This is a genomic window from Kineococcus sp. NBC_00420 (assembly GCF_036021035.1).
Lineage (GTDB): Bacteria > Actinomycetota > Actinomycetes > Actinomycetales > Kineococcaceae > Kineococcus.
This window is the reverse complement of the sequence record NZ_CP107930.1, coordinates 1,085,815-1,105,266: the sequence shown is the minus strand read 5'-3', so window position 1 is coordinate 1,105,266 and position 19,452 is coordinate 1,085,815. Positions and strand designations below refer to the sequence as shown.

The following is a 19,452-nucleotide window of genomic DNA, read 5'->3' as shown; positions in this document are numbered from 1 at the left end:
CACCGATCGTGTCCGCTATCTCCCGTTCCGAGGTCGAGCACCTCGCGCGCCTGGCGCGCATCGACATGACCGACGAGGAGCTGGACCGCATGGCGGGCCAGCTCGACGCCGTCCTCGATGCCGTCGCCCAGGTGTCGTCCGTGGTGACCGACGACGTCCCCGCCACCTCGCACCCCGTGCCCCTGATCAACGTGACCCGCCCCGACGTGGTCCGTCCCGGCATCACCGCCGAGGAGGCGCTCGCGGGCGCCCCCGCCAGCGAGGACGGCCGCTTCCGCGTGCCGCAGATCCTGGGGGAGGAAGCGTGAGCGTCAACGAGCTCGTGCAGTGGGACGCCGTCCGGCTCGCCGAGGGGCTGCGCAGCAAGGTCGTCTCCGCCGAGGAGGTCACCCGGGCCCACCTCGACCGCATCGACGCCGTCGATGGACCCACCTCCGGGGTCAACGACAGCGGGGTCCACGCGTTCCTGCACGTCGACCACGAGGGCGCGCTGGCCCGCGCCCGCCAGATCGACGCCGACCGCGCCGCCGGCGCCGACCTCGGCCCCCTGGCCGGGGTCCCCGTCGGGGTCAAGGACGTCCTGACCACCAAGGGTCTGCCGACCACCGCCGGGTCCCGCATGCTCGAGGGGTGGGTCCCGCCCTACGACGCCACCGTCGTCCGCGAACTGCACGCCGCCGGCCTCGTCGTCCTCGGCAAGACCAACATGGACGAGTTCGCGATGGGCTCGACGACCGAGCACTCCGCCTACGGCGACACCCGCAACCCCTGGGACCCGACCCGCATCCCCGGTGGATCCGGCGGTGGCTCCGCGGCGGCGCTCGCGGCCTTCGAGGCCCCGCTGACCGTCGGGTCGGACACGGGGGGCTCGATCCGCCAGCCCGCGGCCCTCACCGGCACCGTCGGCGTCAAGCCGACCTACGGCGCGGTCTCGCGCTACGGCCTCATCGCGCTGGCCAGTTCGCTGGACCAGGCCGGCCCGTGCGCGCGCACCGTCATGGACACCGCGCTGCTGCACGCCGTCATCGCCGGCCACGACCCCTACGACTCCACGTCGATCCCGTCCGCGGTGCCGGACGTCGTCGGCGCGGCCCGGCTCGGCGCCACCGGCGACCTCACCGGCGTGCGGATCGGGGTCGTGAAGGAACTCTCCGGCGAGGGCTACGAGGCCGGGGTCCAGGCCCGCTTCGACGAGTCCCTCGACGAACTGCGCGCCGCGGGTGCGGAGGTCGTCGAGCTCAGCCTGCCGAACATCGTGCACGCCCTCGCCGCGTACTACCTGATCCTGCCGAGCGAGGCGTCGAGCAACCTCGCCAAGTTCGACGGGATGCGCTACGGCCTGCGGGTCGTGCCCGAGGGCGAGCACGTCACGGCCGAGGCCGTCATGCGCGCCACCCGCGCCGCGGGGTTCGGCGAGGAGGCGAAGCGCCGCATCATCCTCGGCACCTACGCCCTCTCCGCCGGCTACTACGACGCCTACTACGGCAGCGCGCAGAAGGTCCGCACCCTGGTGCAGCGCGACTTCGACGCCGCCTTCGGTTCCGTCGACGTGCTCGTCTCGCCGACCGCGCCCACGGTGGCGTACCGGCTGGGCGAGAAGCTCGACGACCCGCTGGCCATGTACGCCGGCGACGTCGCGACGATCCCGGCGAACCTCGCCGGGATCCCGGGGATGTCGCTCCCGGCCGGCCTGTCCGACGGGCTGCCGGTCGGGTTGCAGATCCTGGCCCCCCAGCAGGCCGACGACCGGTTGTACCGGGTGGGGGCCGCGCTGGAGGCACGGTTGAACGACAAGTGGGGCGGGCCGTTGCTCGCGAAGGTTCCGACGTGGCAGGGGGTCTCGGCGTGAGCGTCGAACTGGTCGACTACGACGAGGCGATCGGGGAGTTCGACCCCGTCCTCGGGCTCGAGGTGCACGTCGAGCTGAACACCGCGACGAAGATGTTCTCCGGGGCGCCCACGGCGTTCGGCGCCGAGCCCAACACCCAGGTCGACCCGACGTCCCTCGGGCTGCCCGGGGCGATGCCGGTGCTGAACGCCAAGGCGCTGGAGTCGGCGATCCGCATCGGCCTCGCGCTGAACTGCTCCATCGCGGAGCGCTGCCGGTTCGCCCGGAAGAACTACTTCTACCCGGACATGCCGAAGAACTTCCAGACGTCGCAGTTCGACGAGCCGATCGCGTTCGACGGGTACCTCGACGTCGACGTCCCGGCGAGCGAGGACGGGACGAAACCCGCCTTCACCTACCGGGTGCTCATCGAGCGCGCCCACATGGAGGAGGACACCGGGAAGTCCCTGCACGTCGGGGGTTCCACCGGCCGCATCCACGGTGCCGACTACTCCCTGGTCGACTACAACCGCGCCGGGATCCCGCTCATCGAGATCGTGACGCGTCCCCTGGAGGGCGCCGGCGACCGCGTCCCCGACGTGGCCCGGGCCTACGTCGCGGTGCTGCGCGACCTGCTGCGGGCCCTCGACGTGTCCGACGCGAAGATGGAACAGGGGTCGGTCCGCGCGGACGTCAACCTGTCCCTGCGCCCGACCCCGACCTCCCCGCTGGGGACGCGGTCGGAGACGAAGAACGTCAACTCGCTGCGGTCCATCGAACGGGCCGTGCGCTACGAGGTCTCCCGCCACGCCGCCGTGCTGCGCTCCGGCGCGAAGGTCGTGCAGGAGACCCGGCACTGGCACGAGGACACCGGGGTGACCACCTCGGGCCGGGAGAAGTCCGACGCCGAGGACTACCGGTACTTCCCGGAACCGGACCTCGTCCCCATCGTCCCGGACCGGGCGTGGGTGGAGGAACTGCGGGCGACCCTGCCGGAGCCGCCGGCGGAGCGTCGCAAGCGGCTGCACGCCGAGTGGGGCTTCTCCGACCTCGAGTTCCGCGACCTCGTCAACGCGGGTGCCGTCGACATCGTCGAGGAGACCGTCGCCGCGGGCGCCTCGCCCGCCGCGGCCCGCAAGTGGTGGTCCGGGGAACTGGCCCGTCGCGCCAACGTCGACGGGGTCGCCCTCGCCGACCTGACCGTCACCCCCGCCGACGTCGCCGAACTGGCGAAGCTGCTCGAGGACGGGAAGCTCACCGACGGGCTGGCCCGTCAGGCCCTCGAGGGTGTCCTCGCCGGTGAGGGGTCGGTGGCCGAGGTCGTCGAGCAGCGCGGGTTGATCGTGGTGCAGGACGACGGGGCGCTGAACGCGGCCGTGGACAAGGTCGTCGCCGCGAACCCCGACGTCGTCGAGAAGATCCGCGGCGGCAAGGCGCAGGCCGCCGGGGCGCTCATCGGCCAGGTCATGAAGGAGATGAAGGGCAAGGCGGACGCCGCCCGGATCCGCGAACTCGTGCTGGAACGCGTCGGCTGAGTTCAGCCCGGTTCAGCCCAGTCCGGTGAGGACGAGTCCGGCGGCGCGCGCGATGAGCGCGTCGTCGGACGCGGCGTCGGGCTCCGGTCGGTCGGAGAACACCACGAGGACCCACGGGGCCCTGCCGTCCGCGGGCCAGAGCACCGCGACGTCGTTCTGGTTGCCGTACACGCCCGCGTGGCCGGTCTTGTCGCCCACGACCCATCCCGCGGGAACCCCGGCGCGGATCTGGTCGTCGCCGGTCGTGGTGCGCTGCAACCACTCCGCGAGCTGCGTGCGGTCGTCCGGTTCCAGGGCGTCGCCCAGCGCGTAGGCCTGCAGGTCCCGCCCGAACGCCCGCGGTGAGGTGGTGTCCCGCTCGTCGCCGGGACGCACGTCGTTGACCCCCGGCTCCTCGCGGTCGGCCTGCGTGACGTCGTCGCCCAGGGCCCGCAGGTCCCGCTCGAAACCGTCCGGCCCGCCGAGTTCGTCGAGCAGCAGGTTCCCTGCCGTGTTGTCGCTGACCGTGATGGCCGCCTCTGCGAGGTCGCCCAGGGTCATCCCCGTCGCGACGTGGTCCGCGGTGACGGGCGAGTACGCGACGAGGTCCGCCGCGGAGTACGTCACCACCCGGTCGAGGTCGGCGCCGGAGTCGAGCACCGCGGCCGCCGCGAGGGCCTTGTAGGTGGACGCGAAGGCGAACCGTTCGTCGGCGCGGTGCTCCAGCGTCCGACCGGTGCCCGTGTCGAGGGCGAAGATCCCGAGCCTGGCCCCGAACTCCTGCTCCAGGGCCGCGAACCCCGGGTCCGTCGGTGACGGGGAACTCGTGACGGTGGGCTTCGTGCTGGGCTGCGTGGTGGGAACGGGCGGCGAGGGTGGCGTCGTGCAGCTCGCGAGCAGGACGGTGACCGCGGCGGCGAGCGCGAGGCGGCGGTTCCCCCGGGTCATGCCTGGCGGGGACGCACGACGCGTTGCAGGACCAGGTCGACGCAGAACCCCAGGGCGAGGGCGATGACGATGCCCAGCAACGCCCCGACCAGGGGGGTGGACTCGATCCACTGCCCGGCCAGCGAACCGATGGCGATCGAGTACGCGGCCCACGTGCAGGCGGCGAGGGCGCTGAGCCCCAGGAACCGGCGCCGCGGGAACTGCACCGCGCCCGCCGTGAGGTTCACGGCGATCCGCCCGACCGGTACGTAGCGGGCGGCGAGGATCGCGAACGCCCCCCGCTTCTGCAGTTCCCGGGCCGCGCGGGTGAAGGCGTGCTCGAGGCGGCGGTGGCCCGCGATCCAGCCGCGCAGCGGGGAGTGCCGCCCGATCGTGTACGTGAGGTTGTCGCCGAGGAACGCCCCCACCATCGCGCAGACGAAGAGCACCACGCGGTTCGGGTGGCCGGTGTCGGCCGCGATGGCGGCCAGGCCGATGACGACGGACTCACTGGGCAGCGGGGGCAGGAACGCGTCGAGCGCCGACAGCGCCAGCACGACCACGAGCACCCACGGGGCCCCCGCGTGGGCGGTGACGAAGGCGTTGAGCTGGTCGAACACTCTCTCAGCCTGGCACGCCCGCGCGGGGCGGGACCGGGGTGGTCGACACCGCGCCCGCCGGTGTTCTGGCCCGAGCGGGTGGCGGTCTTCCCCGGGACGGTCGTGACGTCGCGCGGGAGGTGATGATGGTCGGGTGATCCCGCCCCGACCGGCAGCCGCCTGGTTCGCGCTGCAGGGTCTCGCGGTGCCCGCGTGGTGGGTGGCGCTGGCGGTGTGGCCGGCGTTCCGGGCCGTCTTCGAACTCGGGGAGCGTCAGGTCCTGCAGTCGTTCCTCGTCCCCGACGTGGCGTTCGGACTCGCCTCCCTCCTCGCTGCGCGGCTGATCGTGAGCGGCCACCCCGCGGCCGTCGCGGTGGCGGGGATCACGACGGGAGCGGTGGGGTACAGCACCGTCCTGACGTTCGGCCACGTGCTCGCCGCGGGTGAGGGGGCGGTCGGTGCCGTCGCGATGACCTTGGCCACCCTCGCCAGCGCGGTCGCGCTGCGTTCCGTAGCGCGAGGGGCCCGGTGAGGCTCTACCGGGTGTCGCGACCGGCCTCGCCCCGTCGTCACCTCGCCAAGACGTTCGGCTGGATGGTGGTCGTCTGGTTCCTCGCCCTCGTCGCGCTGCCGGTCGTCCTGCGGTTCGTGGAACTCCTCCTGGGGATCGAGCGTCACCTGCTGCCCGGTGGCCGCGTGCTCGGCGCCGCCGTCCTGGTGGCCGCCAGCATCGCCGGGATCCGGTGCGCCGTCGTGATGGCGCGGGGGGAGGGGACCCCGGTTCCCTTCGACGCCGCCGCGCGGCTCGTCGTCGAGGGGCCCTACCGGTGGGTGCGGAACCCGATGGCGGTCTGCGGGGTGGGTCAGACCGTCGGCGTCGCGCTCCTGCTGGGCCGGCCGCTGTACTACCTCGTACCGCCCGCCGGGGCGCTGCTGTGGCAGTTCGTGATCCGCCCCTCCGAGGAGAGGTTCCTCGCGCAGCGCTTCGGCGCGGAGTACGCCGGGTACCGACGGACGGTCCCGTTGTGGATCCCGAGGAGACCTCGCCGCGTCCCACGGTGAGAGCTCGCCCCCCGCGAGATCGCCGTGGTCCTCGGGGTGAGCGTCAACGCCGCGACGGTCCGGCTGCACCGGCGAAGGCGCGGTTGCGGGCCCGACTGGGCCAGGGGGCAAGAACCCCGGGCGTGCCGGACAGGAACGGGATGGAGGGGGGTGAAGACCGTGACCGACGACGAACTGCGCGCACTGCTCCAGGAGGTCGACCCGGCCCGGGACCTGACGCGCCTGTCGACCCACCACGTCCGAGCGAAGGCGGAGGACACGATGACCACCGAGACACCGCGACGACGCGCGGCCCGGCCCCGCGGACGTACCCGCATCCTCCTCGGCGCGGGGGTGGGGGTGGTGGCGGCCACCGTCGTGGTCCTCGGGGTCGTGGGCCGGGGTGACCCCTCCGTGACCCGGCTGACCGCCGCCGTCACCGACCCCACCGCCTCCTGCGCGGTCCTGAGCCCTGACCTGCTCACCGACCGGGACACCGCGTTCGCGGCCCGGGCCGTGGCGGTCTCGGGGGGTGAGGTCACCCTCGAGGTCACCCACCGGTACCGGGGTTCCGTCTCCGAGCAGGTGCGGGTCGAGCAGCCCGGGGACCCGTCGTCCGAGGACGGTGCGGCTCCGTTGGCGGCGGGGACCGACTACCTGCTCAGCGCCGACGGCGGCCGGCTGACCGGTTGCGGTCTGAGCGGTCCGGCCTCCCCGGAACTGCAGGCCCTCTACGACACGGCTTTCGGGTGATCGCTTCCGCCGACTAGCCACGTGGTGCATAGTGGCCCACGTGACGGTCGGCCACGCGCTCCTCGGGTTGCTCGTACCCGGGGAACGCCACGGGTACGACCTGAAACGTCGGTACGACCAGCAGTTCCCGGCCGCCCGGCCGCTGGCCAGCGCTCAGGTGTACGCCACGCTGGCCCGGCTCTCCCGCGACGGTCTCGTCGTCCAGGGGGAACCGGAACGGGACGGTGGACCGGACCGGACGGCCTACGGGTTGACCGGTGACGGCCGGGAGGAACTCCGGCGGTGGCTCGACGAGGTCGAACCGCCCAGTCCGTTCGTCGCCAACCCGTTGGCGGTGAAGCTGACGGTGGCGCTGCTCACGGCGGGGGAGCCTGCGGCGCAGGAGTACCTGCGCCGCCAGCGAGCAGCGCACCTTCAGCGGATGCGGGACTACACCCGGGCCAAGACCGAGCCGGGGGTCACGGTGGCGGAACTTCTGGCCGCCGACTACGCCCTGGAACACCTCAACGCCGACCTGCTCTGGATCGAGAACGCCCTGGCCCGCACGCCCGTCCTGACCGAGGAGGTCACGTCGTGGAACCACACCTGAGTGCCCAGGGTCTGGTGAAGTCCTACCGCAACACCCCGGCCCTGCGGGGCGTCGACTTCGCCGCCCGCCAGGGCGAGGTCGTCGCCATCACCGGACCCTCGGGTTCGGGGAAGTCGACGTTGCTGCACTGCCTCGCGGGGATCGAGGTCCCCGACGCCGGATCCGTCGCCCTCGGGGGGCGACGGATCGACGACGCGGGGGAGGGGAAGCGTTCCCGGTTGCGGCGCAGCAGGTTCGGAGTCCTGTTCCAGTTCGGCCACCTGGTCGCGGAACTCACCGCGGCCGAGAACGTGGCGATGCCGTTGTTGCTGTCGGGCGTGCGCCGGCGGTCGGCGATCGCCACGGCGACGGACTGGCTGGCCCGCTTCGACGTGGCGGAACTCGCGGGGCGCCGGCCCGGCGAACTCTCCGGGGGGCAGGCGCAGCGGGTCGCCGCGGCGCGTTCGCTGGTGACCCGTCCCGACGTCCTGTTCGCCGACGAGCCGACGGGTGCCCTCGACAGCCTCGCAGGGGAACAGGTGATGATCCAGGTGACCCGGGCGGTGCGCGAGGTGGGGACGACGGTGCTGCTGGTCACCCACGACGCCCGCATCGCGGCCTACGCCGACCGCGAGGTCGTCGTGCGCGACGGGTTGATCGAGGCCGGCCGGTGACCGCGACGACGACGACCGTCCCGCTGCTCCACGCCGACGGCAGCGCGCGGTTCACCACCCTGCTCCGGCTGGCGGTCTCCGGCGGTCGCGCCGACCGGACCCGGATCGCCCTCACCGCAACGGGTTCCGCCGTGGCCACCGTGGCCCTGAGCGCGGCGGCGAGCGTCGCGGTCAGCGGGCCGGGCGACGGGCCCTACACCTCCGAGGTCCTGAACCAGCCGGGTCTGCACGTCGGGGTCGTCACCGCGCTGGTGCTGCTGTGCCTGCCCGTGCTGGGTTTCGTGGGGCAGTGTTCCCGGATCGGTGCGCCGGGCCGGGACCGCCGGCTGGCCGCGCTGCGGTTGCAGGGGGCGACCCCGGGGGACGTCGTCCGCGTCGCGGTGGTGGAGACGGGGTTGTCGGCCGGGCTCGGGACCGTCGCCGGGCTCGGTCTGTTCTTCGGGCTCCGCGTCCTGCTCGACGCTCCGATCACCGCCACGTACGACGTGACCACCGTCGACGGGGACAGCACCAGCGTCGAGACGGTGACCGGGGCGGCGCTGCCGTTCCCCACCGACGTCCTCCCGCCGTGGCCGGTCCTCCTGGTGTTCGTCCTCGCGATCCCCCTGGCGGCAGCGGTGTTCGCGACGTTCGCCATGCGTCGGGTCGTGGTCACCCCGTTCGGGGTCGACCGGTCCCAGCCGCCGGAACCCCGTCGGGTCGTCCCCGCGATCCTCTTCGTGGCGGGCACGGTGGTGATGGTGACGTTCGACAGCCTGCTGCGGTTCGTCCCGCACCGGGTGCTCGCGTCGGAGTTCGCCGTCGCCCTGTTCCTCGTCCCGATCGGGTTGACCCTCGCGGGGCTGCTGATGGGGACGACGACCCTGGCCTCGCTCGTCGGGGAGTTCATCGCGCGACGCACCGCACGGCCGGCTCTCCTGCTGGCCGCCCGCCGGATGGTGTCCGCTCCGAGCCACACCAGCCGGGCCAACTCGACGCTCCTGCTCGTCGTGCTGCTGGCCGCCTTCACCCAGGGGATCCGGGCGAAGTTCCTGGCCGAGACCCAGAACTACGGCACGACGTTCTACGCGGACACCTTCGACCTGGTGAACCTCGCCCTCGTCCTCGGGGCGGTCATCGCCGCGGCGGGTCTGCTCGTGGGCACCGTCGACGGCGTCCTCGGTCGCCGCCACGTCCTCGCCGGGCTGCACGCCGTCGGCGTACCGCGGGGCACGATCGCGCGTTCGGTCCTCGGCGAGAACCTGCTGGCCCTGGTCCCGGCGGTCGTCCTGGCCACGGCCGCGGGGATCGTGGCGGCGCGCGGGCTGTTCGGCACCTCCGTCACGTGGTCGGACCTGCAGGCCGACGGGACCTACCGCGAGGTCGTCGCCACGGTCGGTGTCCCCTGGGGGTCCCTCGGCGGCCTCGTCGTCGTCGTCCTGGCGGCCGCGGCCCTCGCCACGGTGGCTTCGTTCCCCGTCCTGCGGCTCAGCCTGCACCCGTCGGAACTGCGGGCGGACTGAGTTCGCGCAGGATCCCGACGACGACCTCGCGCAGCCAGGTGCGGGCCGCCGCGAACGGGTTCCGTTGCCCGGCCGGGTTCCGGGTCAGACCAGCGGGACCGTGACGAGCCGGTCGTCGCCCGCGCGGGGTTCCCCGCGGAACGTGTTGGACGTGAGGATCCACAGCGACCCGTCCGGCCCGACCTCGACGGTGCGCAGTCGCCCCAGGGTTCCCTCGAGGTAGGCGTCGGGGGTCCCGGTCGGGCCGTCGGGGTTCAACGGCACGCGCCACAACCGCTGCCCCTTCAACGCCGCGACGTAGACCGCGTCGGGGGTCACCGCGACCCCGCTGGGGGAGGCGTCGTCGGTCGCCCAGGTCTGGACCGGGGCGACGAACCGCCCGCCCCCGTCACCCGGACCCTCGACCTCGGGCCAGCCGTAGTTCCCGCCGCCGCGGACGACGTTGAGCTCGTCCCAGGTGTCCTGACCGAACTCGGAGGCGATGAGCCGCCCGGTGGAGTCCCACCCGAAACCCTGGGGGTTGCGGTGCCCGTAGGACCAGGTGCGCGAACCCGGGAAGGGGTTGTCCGCGGGGACGGAACCGTCGGGCAGGATCCGCAGGATCTTGCCGCCGAGGGCGTTCACGTCCTGGGCGGCGGGTCGGTTCTGGGCGTCTCCCGTCCCGACGTAGAGCATCCCGTCCGGTCCGAAGGCGATGCGGCCCCCGTTGTGGGTGGAGTTCTTGGGGATCCCGGTGAGGACCGGCGTGGCCTGCGTCAGCCGGTTCTGGGTGAGGGTGTAGCGCACGACGCGGTTGTCCGCGCGGGCGGTCTGGTAGAGGTAGACGAACCCGTCGCTCGCGAACTGCGGGGACAGGGCGATCCCGAGCAGTCCGCCCTCGCCGTCGGGCACCACGTCGGGGACCTTGCCGTCCGGTTCCTCCGTGCCCAGGGAGTTCAGCACCCCCGGGCCGACCTGGACGACCCGGGCCTCGTCCCGCAACGTGACCAGGGCCGTGCCGTCGGGCAGGACCGCGAGACCCCACGGGACGTCCAACCCCGTCGCGATGTCGCTCGGCTGACCGGGCACGCCCGTCGCCGCCGCCAGCGCGTCGGCCGGCGCGGTGCTCGACGTCGGCGCGGGGGCGGGCGGGTCGGAGGGGGTGGGCGTGCCGGGAGGAGCCGGTGTCCCACTGCCGTCGGAGCAGCCGGCCAGCAGGCCCAGCGCCAGAGCGCTCCCGGCGGCGAGGGCTTCGCGTCTGCTGTGCACCGGCCCATCGTCACCCGCGTCCGGCCCGCCCGCACGGCTGGGTAGCGTGCGCGGGGTGAGCACCGCACCCTTCGTCGTGAGCCTGCCCACCGAGTCCTGGGTCAGGGCCCTCGGTCCCGTCGACGGGGTGGAGGTCGTCGTCTGGGACGGTTCGTCCCCCGCACCGGAGCCCGCGCCGCGCCTCGTCGTCCCCGACTACGTCGCGACGCCCGACCTCTCGACGCTGCCGGTGGGCACCGAGGTGGTCCAGTTGCTGACCATCGGCTTCGACGGGGTCGCGGAGCAGCTCCCCCCGGGGGTGCGGTTGTGCAACGCGGCCGGGGTCCACGAGACCTCGACCGCGGAACTCGCCGTGGGGTTGGCGATCCTCGCGTTGCGGGGTCTGGGGGAGGACGTGCGCTCGATGGCGAGGGGGGAGTGGAAACCCTCCCGGCGCACGTCGCTGGCCGACCGCAGGGTCCTCGTGCTCGGCTGGGGCGGGGTCGGTCGCGCCGTCGCCGCCCGCCTCGAGCCCTTCGAGTGCACGGTGACCGCGGTGGGTACCCGGTCCCGGGTCCAGGACGGGGTGGACGTCCACGCGAACTCGGAACTCCCGCAGCTGCTGCCCGAGCACGACGTCGTCGTCCTGGCCTGTCCCCTGACCGGGGAGACCCGGGGCCTCGTCGGCCCGGAGTTCCTCGCCGCGATGCCCGACGGGACGCTGCTGGTGAACGTGGCCCGCGGTCCGGTCGTGGACACCGCGGCCCTCGTCGCGGAACTGCGCACGGGCCGGCTGCTGGCGGCCCTCGACGTCACCGACCCGGAACCGCTGCCGGGCGACCACGAACTCTGGTCGCTGCCGGGGGTCGTCGTCACCCCGCACGTCGGCGGGAACTCGACGGCGTTCCGGCCCCGCATGGTCGCCCTGCTGCGCCGGCAGCTGGAACTCCTGCTCGCGGGTCAGGAACCCGTCAACGTCGTCGCCTCGTCGTAGCGGGCCAGCACCAGGTCCACCAGGGCGGGGTGCACCCCCAGGGGTTCGGCGACGACCTCGGCCCCTGCTCCGCCCAGGCGCACCGAGAACACCCCGGGGGCCAGCAGGTACCCGGCGACCGCCACCGAGCGAGCCCCCTCGGCCCTCGCCGCGGCGACGGCCGCGGCGACCGTCGGTTCCTGCGCCGAGAGGAACCCCGACGTCACCCGACGTCCCGTCCGCGCCGACAACGAGGCGACCGCGGCCTCGACGTCGGCGACCGCCCGGGCGTCGGAGGATCCGGCCGCGGCCAGGACGATCGCCCCCTCGAACTCCTCCACCGCAGTTCCCAGGGCCTCCTCCAACCGGTCGACCAGCGCCTCGGTGATGACCTCGTCCGGACCGAGGGCCGGGGCGGCGACGGCTCGACCGCCCGTGTCCCGCAACGCTTCCGCGATGTCCACCCGGACGTGGTAGCCACTGGAGAGCAGCAGCGGGACGACGGTGCAGCGTTCCCCGTCCGCGACCAGTTCCGCCACGACCGTCCCCAGTTCGGGTTCCTGGACGTCCACGTGGGCGGCGACGACCCGCAGCCCCGGTCGGGCCACCCGGACCGCCTCCCGCAACCCCTCGACGACCGCCCTCCCCTCGAGGGAACGGGTGCCGTGCGAGCACGCGACCAGGACGGGTCCGGGGTTCGTTCCGGGGGTCATGCCACCTCCAGACGGTAGCCGCGCTTGACCACGGTCCGCACCAGGGCCGCGTCCGGCAGGGCCGTGCGCAACCGGGCGACCGTCACCTCCACGGCGTGTTCGTCGCCCGCCCCGGGCAGGGCGGCGAGCAGGTCCTCGCGCGTCAGCACCGCACCGCGGGCCGCGGCGAGGCGGCGCAGCACGGCCAGCGGACCCGGCGCCAGGTCGAGCACCTCGTCCTCCAGCACCGCGGTCTGGGCCCGCAACCTCAGCGTCCCGCCGACCGTGGCCACGCAGTCCAGCGGGTTCTCCGCGAGGTGGGCCGTGAGGGTCCGCAACAGCGCACCCAGCCGCCACCGGTCCGGGATCAGCGGTTCGATGCCCGCACCCCGCAACGGTTCGGCCGTCACGTCGCCGACGGCGCAGGCGACGACCCCCTCGCCGCACGCGGAGACCAGGTCGGCGAGACGACCCTGGCGCTGCGCGGCGTCGAGCAGGGCCACCGCCCCCGGCGCGCTGGTGAACGTCACCGCGTCGAGGCGGCGGGCGGCGATCAGGTCGACGAGGCGTTCCACCGCGACCGGGTCGGCCGGGGGCAACCACCGGTACACCGACACCCCGCGGACCCGGGCGCCGGCGTCGAGCAACGGCTGCAACTGCTCCTGGTCCGCCGCCCCGTGCAGCTGCACGACGATGGAGCGTCCCTCGACCCCACCCGCGACGAGGCGTTCGACGGCCTCCGCGGTCTGCTCCGAGGCGGCCGACCACTCCTCGCGCAGTCCGTTGGCGCGGATGACCCCCGTGGCCTTCGGGCCGCGCGCGAAGATGCGGGCCCGGCCGAAGACCTCGAGCAGCGGGGCGGCCAGCCCGGCCGCGTCGGCGGCCTCCACCCAGCCGCGCAACCCGATGCCCGTGGTGACGAGGAGGTCGTCGGGCGGGTCGGCGATGACGTCGCGGGTCTCGGCGAGCAGTTGCTCGTCCTCGGTCAGCGGGACGATGCGCATGGTCGGGGCGTGCACCACCCGGGCGCCCTTGCGCTCGAAGGTGGCGATCATGTCGGAGGACCGCCGGTCGCTGGTGATGCCGACGGTCACTCCGAGCAGTGGTGGGACCTCGGGGGCAGGCGTGGGGTCGGTCACAGATCCGGACCGTAGGCGACCTGCGCCGCGGACGCCACGTCCGCCAACCCTTCCAAGCCCGCCACCGCGCCGACCACGATCACCGCCGGCGCCCGCACTCCCCGCTCGGCGGCGATCCCGGCGATGTCGGCCAGGGTGCCGCGGGTGGTGCGCTGGTCCGCGCTCCAGCCGTTCTCGACGATCGCGACGGGCGTCGCGGGCGACTTCCCGGCCGCCACGAGCCCCGCGCTCAACCGCGGCAGCATCGTCACCCCCATCAGGAACACCACGGTGCCGTCCAGCCTGGCCAGGACCTCCGCGTCGACGTCCTCGTGCCCGCTGACCACCGTGACCGACCGCGACAGCCCGCGGTGGGTGACGGGGATCCCCGCCGCGGCGGGCACCGAGAACGCGCTCGTGACCCCGGGGACGACCTCGACCTCCACCCCGGCGGCCCGGCAGGCGAGGACCTCCTCGCCGCCGCGGCCCAGGACGTAGGAGTCGCCGCCCTTGAGCCGCACGACCCGTCGCCCCGCGCGGGCGTGCTCGACGATGATCCGGTTGATCTCGTCCTGGGGGACCGGGTGGTGGTCGGGGGTCTTGCCCACGTCGACGACCACCACGTCGGGGTCCAGTTCGGCCAGCACGGCGGTGGGGGCCAGCCGGTCGACGACGACCACGTCGGCCTCGGCCAGGCGCCGCCGCCCGCGCAGGGTCAGCAGGTCCACGTCCCCGGGACCGCCACCGACCAGCGTGACGCGCCCGGCCCCGGCCCGGCGGCGGCGCAACGGCGCGGCCCCGGAGTCCAGCCAGCGCGACAGCGCCTCCCGCAGGCCCCGCGCCCGCCGCGGGTCACCACCGGCGGTGACCGAGACCGTCACCTCACCGCGTCGGACCACCGACGGCGTCCACGCGCTGGAGGCGCGGGCGTCGTCGGCGCGCACGCACCACACCCGCAGGGCCTCGGCGGCCGCGGAGAGTTCCGCGTCCACCCGCGGGTCACCCGTCGCGGTGTGCACGAGCCACACGTCGGCCACGTCGCGCGGTTCGACCTCGCGCTGCTCCCACGTCAGGTGGGGCAGCAGGTCGCGCAGGTCCTCGCACAGCGCCGGCGCGACCACCAGGACCTCGGCCCCGGCGGAGACCAGGTCACGAGCCCGGCGGGCCGCCACGGGCCCCCCGCCGGCCACCAGGACCCGACGCCCCGACACGTCCAGGTGCAACGGGTAGGTCATCACCGGGACCTCCCCTCCGTCCGGGCTCACAACTCCACGCTCACGACACCGTCGTCCCCGACCGCACAAGGATGCACCGCGATCGGGTCCTGACCCGTCGTGGACTCACCCGTGCGCAGGTCGAAGGCGTTGAGGTGCAACGGGCACACGAGCGACCCTTCGTCGACCTGGCCGTCGGCCAGCGGGCCTCCCGCGTGCGGGCACGCGGCCTGCACCGCGCTCACCCGACCGCTGCGGTGGCGGAACAGGGCCACCTGCCGCCCGTCGACGACGTAGGTGCGGCCCTCCCCGAAGGGCAGTTCGCCGACGGGGCACACCGCGTGGGTGGTGGAGGTGGTCATCGCGGCACCTCCAGGGAGTCGGGACGGGCGGTGGGCAGCGGCAGGGCGACGGTCGTCCCCCCGGGCGCCCCCGCGGGACGGCCGGGCACCAGTGGCAGGTCCACCAGCGGCAGCGAAGGGCGGAACTGGCCCTCGGTGACCGGCTCCCGGCCCTCCAGCCACGGGTCGCGGTAGTTCTCCACCGTGGCCTGCATGCGGGCGTCGAGACCCGCGACGAGACCGTCGGAGTCCTCCAGCAGCACCTTCTTCACCCGGTCCAGGCCCAGGCGGGGGACGAACTCGTAGGTGCGCTCCAGCCAGTTGCCCCACTCGCGGTAGAACTGGATGAACCGCCCGGTGAGCGCGATGACCTCCTCGGGGGAACCCACCGTGGCCAGCAGGTCGCCCTTGCGGACCGTGGCGCCCGCGGCACCCCCGACGTAGACCTCCCACGCGCCGGCGCCGATCGCGACGACCCCGATGTCCTTGACGTAGGCCTCGGCGCAGTTGCGGGGACAGCCCACGACCCCCAGCTTCAGCTTCGCGGGCGTCTCGACGCCCTGGAAACGGGTCTCCAGGTCGATCCCGAGCTGGGTGGAGTCACCGAGGCCGAAGCGGCAGAAGTCCGTGCCCACGCAGGTCTTCACCGTGCGGAAGCTCTTGCCGTAGGCGTAGCCCGACGGCATCCCCAGGTCCTCCCAGACCTTGGGCAGGTCCTCCTTGCGGATGCCCAGCAGGTCCACCCGCTGACCACCGGTCACCTTGATCATCCCGACGTCGTACTTGTCGGCGACGTCGGCGATCTTCCGCAGCTGCTCCGCCGTGGTCACCCCGCCCTTCATCTGCGGGACCACCGAGAACGTGCCGTCGCGCTGGATGTTGGCGTGGACGCGGTCGTTGATGAACCGGCCGTCGCGCTCGTCCTGGTCCAGCCCCTCCGGCCACATCATCCGCAGCAGCGAGGTCAGGCCCATCTTCGACTTCGCGTCCTCCACCCCGCCCGGGGCGAGCTCGCGGAACACCGCCGAGACCGACCTCAACCGGCGCTCGCGGATCGCGGCCATGAGTTCCGGCTTGCCCATCGGGATCCCCGGGACGTACCAGTTCGCGCTCTCGTCGACGGTGAGGTTCCCCCCGGCCGCCCACTCGGTGACCTGTTCCACGAGGGTCTTGCACGAACCGCAGCCCTTGCCCGCCTTGGTCTTGGCCATGACGGCGTTCACCGAGGTGCAGCCGCCGGCGACGGCGTCGACGATCTTCCCCTTGGTCACGCCGTTGCAGTTGCAGACCTGGACGTCGTCGGACAGTTCTGCGACCGAGGTCGCCTCGTCGGGGGAGCCGAGGTCGAAGAGCAGGCTCATGCGCTCCTCGGGCAGCGGCAGGCCCTGGTCGAAGGCCTGGGTGAGGAACGCCGTCTTGCGGACGTCGCCCAGCAGCGTCGCCCCGACCAGGCGCCCGGCGCGGATCACCACGTTGAGGTAGATCCCGCGGTGCGGTTCGGAGAACACGACGAACTCGTCGTCGTCGCGTTCGGGTCCGGGCAGACCCATCGCGACCAAGTCGACCCCGGCGACCTTGAGCTTCGTGGAGGTGCGCGAGCCGTGGTACGCCGCGTCGGGACGGGCACCCGTCAGGTGGTCCGCGAGGACACCGGCCTGGTCCCACAGCGGGGCCACCAGGCCGTAGGTCTCCCCCCGGTGCTGGACGCACTCCCCGACGGCGTAGACGTCCTCGGCGGTGCCCTCCTCGCCCTCCTCGCCCGCGCTGCACTGCATGCGGTCGTCGACGACGATGCCGCGCTGGACCTCGAGGCCGGAGCGCAGCGCGATGTCGGTGTTGGGTCGGATGCCGGCCGCGACGACGACGAAGTCGGCGTCGAGCACCGAACCGTCGGGCAGTTCCACCCCGGTGACGCGGTCGGTGCCCCGCACGCCCCGGCTCCGGACCCCGGTGTGCACCCGGACGCCGAGTTCCTCGATCCTGCGCCGCAGGACGCGGCCGGCCTCCGGGCCGAGCTGCTGGTTCATGAGGTGCTGGGGGGAGTGGAGCAGGTCCACCTGCAGGCCGTGGGTGGCCAGGCCGTGCGCGGCCTCCAGGCCCAGCAGCCCGCCGCCGATGACGACGGCGCGGCGGTGGGTGCGGGCCGCGGCCAGCAGGGCCCGCGCGTCGTCCAGGGTGCGGAAGCCGAACACCCCCGCCAGGACGCTCCCGTCCTCGCGGTGCAGGCCCTCCATGGCGGGGAAGAAGGGCGTGGAACCGGTCGCGATGAGCAGGAGGTCGTAGGGGGTCTCGCCCCCGTCGGCGTCGTGGACCACCTTGGCGAAGCGGTCGACGCGGTCGACCCGCACCCCGGCCCGCAGGTCGATGCCGTTCTCGGCGTACCAGGGCAGGGAGTTCAGGAAGATCCCCTCCTCGGTCTCCTCGCCGGAGAGCACGTGGGAGAGCATGATGCGGTTGTAGTTCCCGTACGGCTCGTCACCGAAGACGGTGATGTCGAACTGCTCTGAACCGCCGCGTTCCAGCAGTTCCTCCACCGCCCGGATACCCGCCATCCCGTTGCCCACCACCACGAGGCGACGGCGCGGACGACGCTGGGCGGGGACGGTGGCGCTGAGCTCGAGGACCTCGCTCACGTCAGACCTCCACGAGTCCGAGGTCGAGCACGACGGTGCCGGTCAGACCCTCCGGCGCCGCGACCCGCAGTTCCAGCGTCGACGGTGCCTCGACGTCCTCGACGATGCGCAGCGGGACGTGCACCGAACCCTTCGCACCGATCGGGAACAGGCGCATCGTCACCCCGTCGCGCAGCAGGGCCACGACGACCAGCTCGTCGGTGGAGTTCCCGCCCCGGAAGTAGACCGCCTGGGCGCGGGCGCCGTCGGGCACGGAGTAGGAGGGGAGGCCTTCGAGGACGACGAGCTTCTCCAGGCCGGCGCCGGTGAACGGGTGGGCGCCCTGCAGGAAACGGGGGGTGGAGCTCACGGGAGGTCTCCTTCTCAGATCGACGTGCCGGCGAAGCGGCGTTCGCGGCCGAGCTTGTAGACGACGGTGGTCACGACGGCGCACACGGCGTAGAAGCCGATGAACCCGATGAGGGCCGGGCGCAACGTGCCGGTGCTCGAGATCGACCAGGCGAACACGCGGGGGATGATGAACCCGCCGTAGGCGCCGATGCCGGCGGCGAGACCGATGCAGGCCGCGGCCTTGCGCTTGGCCAGGACCATGGCGCCGGTGTCGGTGGGGTCGATCCCCGCGCGGAAGATGGCCGGGATCATCCGGTACACCGCGCCGTTGCCGACGCCGCTGGCGACGAACAGCAGCAGGAAGCAGGCGAAGAACCCGGCGAAGCTCCCCGCGGCGAGCGACAGGATCACCCCGAGGGCCCCGAGCGCCATCACCAGGTAGGCCGCGATGCTGACGTTCGCCCCCGAGAGCCGGTCCGCGATGCGCCCGCCGGAGGGGCGGGCCATCGAGCCCACCAGGGCCCCGAGGAACGCCAGCGTCAACGGGACCTGCGGCAGCCCGACGAAGCCCCAGTCGAAGACCGCCTGCGGGAACTGGGTGTTGATGAGCGTCGGGAACACGCCGGCGTAGCCGATGAACGAGCCGAACGTCCCGATGTAGAGGAACGACACGATCCAGGTGTGCTTGTTGCGCATCGCCGCCGCGTAGCCGGCGAGGTCGGCCTTGGCGGTGGACAGGTTGTCCATGTACCGCCAGGCGAGCACCGCGGCCAGGACGGCGAGCGGGACGATCACGAGACCCGCGCGCTGCAGCGCGAGCCCGCCGCCGATGACGACGATGATCGGGATGGCCAGCTGGACGACGGCGACACCGAGGTTCCCACCCGCCGCGTTCAGCCCCAGCGCCGCACCCTTCTCCCGCTCGGGGAAGAAGAACGAGATGTTGGCCATGCTGCTGGCGAAGTTCCCACCGCCGACGCCCGCGGTCGCGGCGACCAGGACCATCAGCCAGAACGGCGTCTGCGGGTTCTGCACGACGACGGCCAGCCCGACGCAGGGGACCACGAGCAGCAGGGCCGAGACGATGGTCCAGTTCCGGCCCCCGAACCGCGGGACCGCGAAGGTGTAGGGGAAGCGCAGCGTCGCGCCGACGAGGTTGGGGATCGCGATGAGCCAGAACACCTGGTCGGCGGTGAGGGCGAACCCGGCCTTGTTCAGCGACGGGGTGACGATGGTCCAGAGCTGCCAGACGGAGAACCCGAGGAACTCGGCGAAGATCGAGAGCGCGAGGTTGCGCTTCGCGGCCCGTCGTCCGGTGGCCTGCCACTGGACGGTGTCCTCCGGGTCGTACTGGTCCACCCAGCGGCCGGCGCGCGGGGCGGGAACGGTGCCGACGGTGGTGAGGTTCGAGTCAGCACGATCGCTGGTGACGGCCATGTCGTGTCCCTCCGGAACTGTTGGGGGGTGTGCTTCGTGCTCGACGCTAGGGACGGCGCGTTACAGTCGGTCGCGCGTGTC

Annotated in this window: 20 protein-coding genes; 10 read left to right on the top strand and 10 right to left on the bottom strand. The window is 73.3% G+C overall.

All coding sequences use genetic code 11. From position 1 onward, the window contains the following. Nucleotides 1–8 precede the first annotated feature (8 nt). The 3 genes from gatC to gatB are packed head-to-tail and all read left to right on the top strand — an operon-like array spanning nt 9 to nt 3,363. Nucleotides 9–308: an Asp-tRNA(Asn)/Glu-tRNA(Gln) amidotransferase subunit GatC gene (gatC, locus tag OG218_RS05425; protein WP_328292180.1), complete on the top strand. Its 300-nt coding sequence runs from the start codon at nt 9–11 to the stop codon at nt 306–308. Next, nucleotides 305–1,849, top strand: a complete 1,545-nt coding sequence (gatA, locus tag OG218_RS05420; protein ID WP_328292179.1) for an Asp-tRNA(Asn)/Glu-tRNA(Gln) amidotransferase subunit GatA — start codon at nt 305–307, stop codon at nt 1,847–1,849. Before gatC ends, gatA begins: the two co-directional genes overlap by 4 nt. Then, nucleotides 1,846–3,363 (top strand): Asp-tRNA(Asn)/Glu-tRNA(Gln) amidotransferase subunit GatB, encoded by a 1,518-nt coding sequence (gene gatB / locus OG218_RS05415; protein ID WP_328292178.1) that lies wholly within the window; start codon nt 1,846–1,848, stop codon nt 3,361–3,363. The genes gatA and gatB overlap by 4 nt, the downstream gene beginning before the upstream one ends. 12 nt (nt 3,364–3,375) lie before the next feature. On the opposite strand, the gene bla is transcribed toward gatB, so the two are convergent. Then, the gene (bla, locus tag OG218_RS05410; RefSeq protein ID WP_328292177.1) at nt 3,376–4,290 is read right to left on the bottom strand and encodes a class A beta-lactamase; all 915 of its coding nucleotides are present in this window, start codon (nt 4,288–4,290) and stop codon (nt 3,376–3,378) included. Continuing rightward, entirely contained in the window at nt 4,287–4,889 is a 603-nt protein-coding gene (locus OG218_RS05405; protein ID WP_328292176.1) for a DedA family protein, read from the bottom strand. The genes bla and OG218_RS05405 overlap by 4 nt, the downstream gene beginning before the upstream one ends. 133 nt (nt 4,890–5,022) lie before the next feature. Between OG218_RS05405 and OG218_RS05400 the strand changes: the two genes are divergently transcribed. The 6 genes from OG218_RS05400 (at nt 5,023) to OG218_RS05375 (ending at nt 9,406) form a co-directional block, all read left to right on the top strand. After that, nucleotides 5,023–5,400 (top strand): hypothetical protein, encoded by a 378-nt coding sequence (locus OG218_RS05400; protein ID WP_328292175.1) that lies wholly within the window; start codon nt 5,023–5,025, stop codon nt 5,398–5,400. 11 nt (nt 5,401–5,411) lie between these two features. Further along, entirely contained in the window at nt 5,412–5,930 is a 519-nt protein-coding gene (locus OG218_RS05395; RefSeq protein ID WP_328292174.1) for a methyltransferase family protein, read from the top strand. 150 nt (nt 5,931–6,080) lie between these two features. After that, nucleotides 6,081–6,662: a hypothetical protein gene (locus tag OG218_RS05390; protein WP_328292173.1), complete on the top strand. Its 582-nt coding sequence runs from the start codon at nt 6,081–6,083 to the stop codon at nt 6,660–6,662. 40 nt (nt 6,663–6,702) lie between these two features. Further along, entirely contained in the window at nt 6,703–7,251 is a 549-nt protein-coding gene (locus OG218_RS05385; protein WP_328292172.1) for a PadR family transcriptional regulator, read from the top strand. Further along, nucleotides 7,236–7,904: an ABC transporter ATP-binding protein gene (locus tag OG218_RS05380; RefSeq protein ID WP_328292171.1), complete on the top strand. Its 669-nt coding sequence runs from the start codon at nt 7,236–7,238 to the stop codon at nt 7,902–7,904. The genes OG218_RS05385 and OG218_RS05380 overlap by 16 nt, the downstream gene beginning before the upstream one ends. After that, nucleotides 7,901–9,406 (top strand): FtsX-like permease family protein, encoded by a 1,506-nt coding sequence (locus OG218_RS05375; RefSeq protein ID WP_328292170.1) that lies wholly within the window; start codon nt 7,901–7,903, stop codon nt 9,404–9,406. Before OG218_RS05380 ends, OG218_RS05375 begins: the two co-directional genes overlap by 4 nt. An 84-nt stretch (nt 9,407–9,490) precedes the next feature. Here the strand turns inward: OG218_RS05375 and OG218_RS05370 are convergent, their stop codons facing one another. Continuing rightward, on the bottom strand, nt 9,491–10,654 hold the full coding sequence (locus OG218_RS05370; protein WP_328292169.1) for a PQQ-dependent sugar dehydrogenase: 1,164 nt from the start codon (nt 10,652–10,654) through the stop codon (nt 9,491–9,493). 55 nt (nt 10,655–10,709) lie between these two features. Here OG218_RS05370 and OG218_RS05365 point away from each other — a divergent pair, with 55 nt between their 5' ends. After that, nucleotides 10,710–11,627: a 2-hydroxyacid dehydrogenase gene (locus OG218_RS05365; RefSeq protein WP_328292168.1), complete on the top strand. Its 918-nt coding sequence runs from the start codon at nt 10,710–10,712 to the stop codon at nt 11,625–11,627. Here the strand turns inward: OG218_RS05365 and OG218_RS05360 are convergent. The 7 genes from OG218_RS05360 to OG218_RS05330 are packed head-to-tail and all read right to left on the bottom strand — an operon-like array spanning nt 11,594 to nt 19,371. Continuing rightward, entirely contained in the window at nt 11,594–12,319 is a 726-nt protein-coding gene (locus OG218_RS05360; protein ID WP_328292167.1) for a sirohydrochlorin chelatase, read from the bottom strand. The genes OG218_RS05365 and OG218_RS05360 overlap by 34 nt on opposite strands. Next, nucleotides 12,316–13,437, bottom strand: coding sequence for a uroporphyrinogen-III synthase (locus OG218_RS05355; RefSeq protein ID WP_328292166.1), 1,122 nt, complete (start codon nt 13,435–13,437; stop codon nt 12,316–12,318). Before OG218_RS05355 ends, OG218_RS05360 begins: the two co-directional genes overlap by 4 nt. Continuing rightward, the gene (gene cobA / locus OG218_RS05350) at nt 13,434–14,651 is read right to left on the bottom strand and encodes a uroporphyrinogen-III C-methyltransferase (protein ID WP_380162458.1); all 1,218 of its coding nucleotides are present in this window, start codon (nt 14,649–14,651) and stop codon (nt 13,434–13,436) included. The genes OG218_RS05355 and cobA overlap by 4 nt, the downstream gene beginning before the upstream one ends. A 26-nt stretch (nt 14,652–14,677) precedes the next feature. Next, the gene (locus OG218_RS05345) at nt 14,678–14,992 is read right to left on the bottom strand and encodes a Rieske (2Fe-2S) protein (RefSeq protein ID WP_328292164.1); all 315 of its coding nucleotides are present in this window, start codon (nt 14,990–14,992) and stop codon (nt 14,678–14,680) included. Then, nucleotides 14,989–17,604 carry a nitrite reductase large subunit NirB gene (nirB, locus tag OG218_RS05340; RefSeq protein WP_328292163.1) on the bottom strand — a complete coding sequence of 872 codons (2,616 nt, stop codon included), beginning with the start codon at nt 17,602–17,604 and terminating at the stop codon, nt 14,989–14,991. The genes OG218_RS05345 and nirB overlap by 4 nt, the downstream gene beginning before the upstream one ends. 1 nt (nt 17,605) lies before the next feature. Then, nucleotides 17,606–17,953, bottom strand: a complete 348-nt coding sequence (locus OG218_RS05335; RefSeq protein WP_328292162.1) for a molybdopterin oxidoreductase — start codon at nt 17,951–17,953, stop codon at nt 17,606–17,608. A gap of 14 nt (nt 17,954–17,967) precedes the next feature. Further along, nucleotides 17,968–19,371 (bottom strand): nitrate/nitrite transporter, encoded by a 1,404-nt coding sequence (locus tag OG218_RS05330; protein ID WP_328292161.1) that lies wholly within the window; start codon nt 19,369–19,371, stop codon nt 17,968–17,970. Nucleotides 19,372–19,452 lie beyond the last annotated feature (81 nt).

Bases quoted from the DNA above. Each gene is read 5' to 3' on its own strand.
- cobA (WP_380162458.1), bottom strand. From the start codon at position 14,651: ATGACCTACCCGTTGCACCTGGACGTGTCGGGGCGTCGGGTCCTGGTG.
- OG218_RS05345 (WP_328292164.1), bottom strand. From the start codon at position 14,992: ATGACCACCTCCACCACCCACGCGGTGTGCCCCGTCGGCGAACTGCCC.
- bla (WP_328292177.1), bottom strand. From the start codon at position 4,290: ATGACCCGGGGGAACCGCCGCCTCGCGCTCGCCGCCGCGGTCACCGTC.
- OG218_RS05330 (WP_328292161.1), bottom strand. From the start codon at position 19,371: ATGGCCGTCACCAGCGATCGTGCTGACTCGAACCTCACCACCGTCGGC.
- OG218_RS05360 (WP_328292167.1), bottom strand. From the start codon at position 12,319: ATGACCCCCGGAACGAACCCCGGACCCGTCCTGGTCGCGTGCTCGCAC.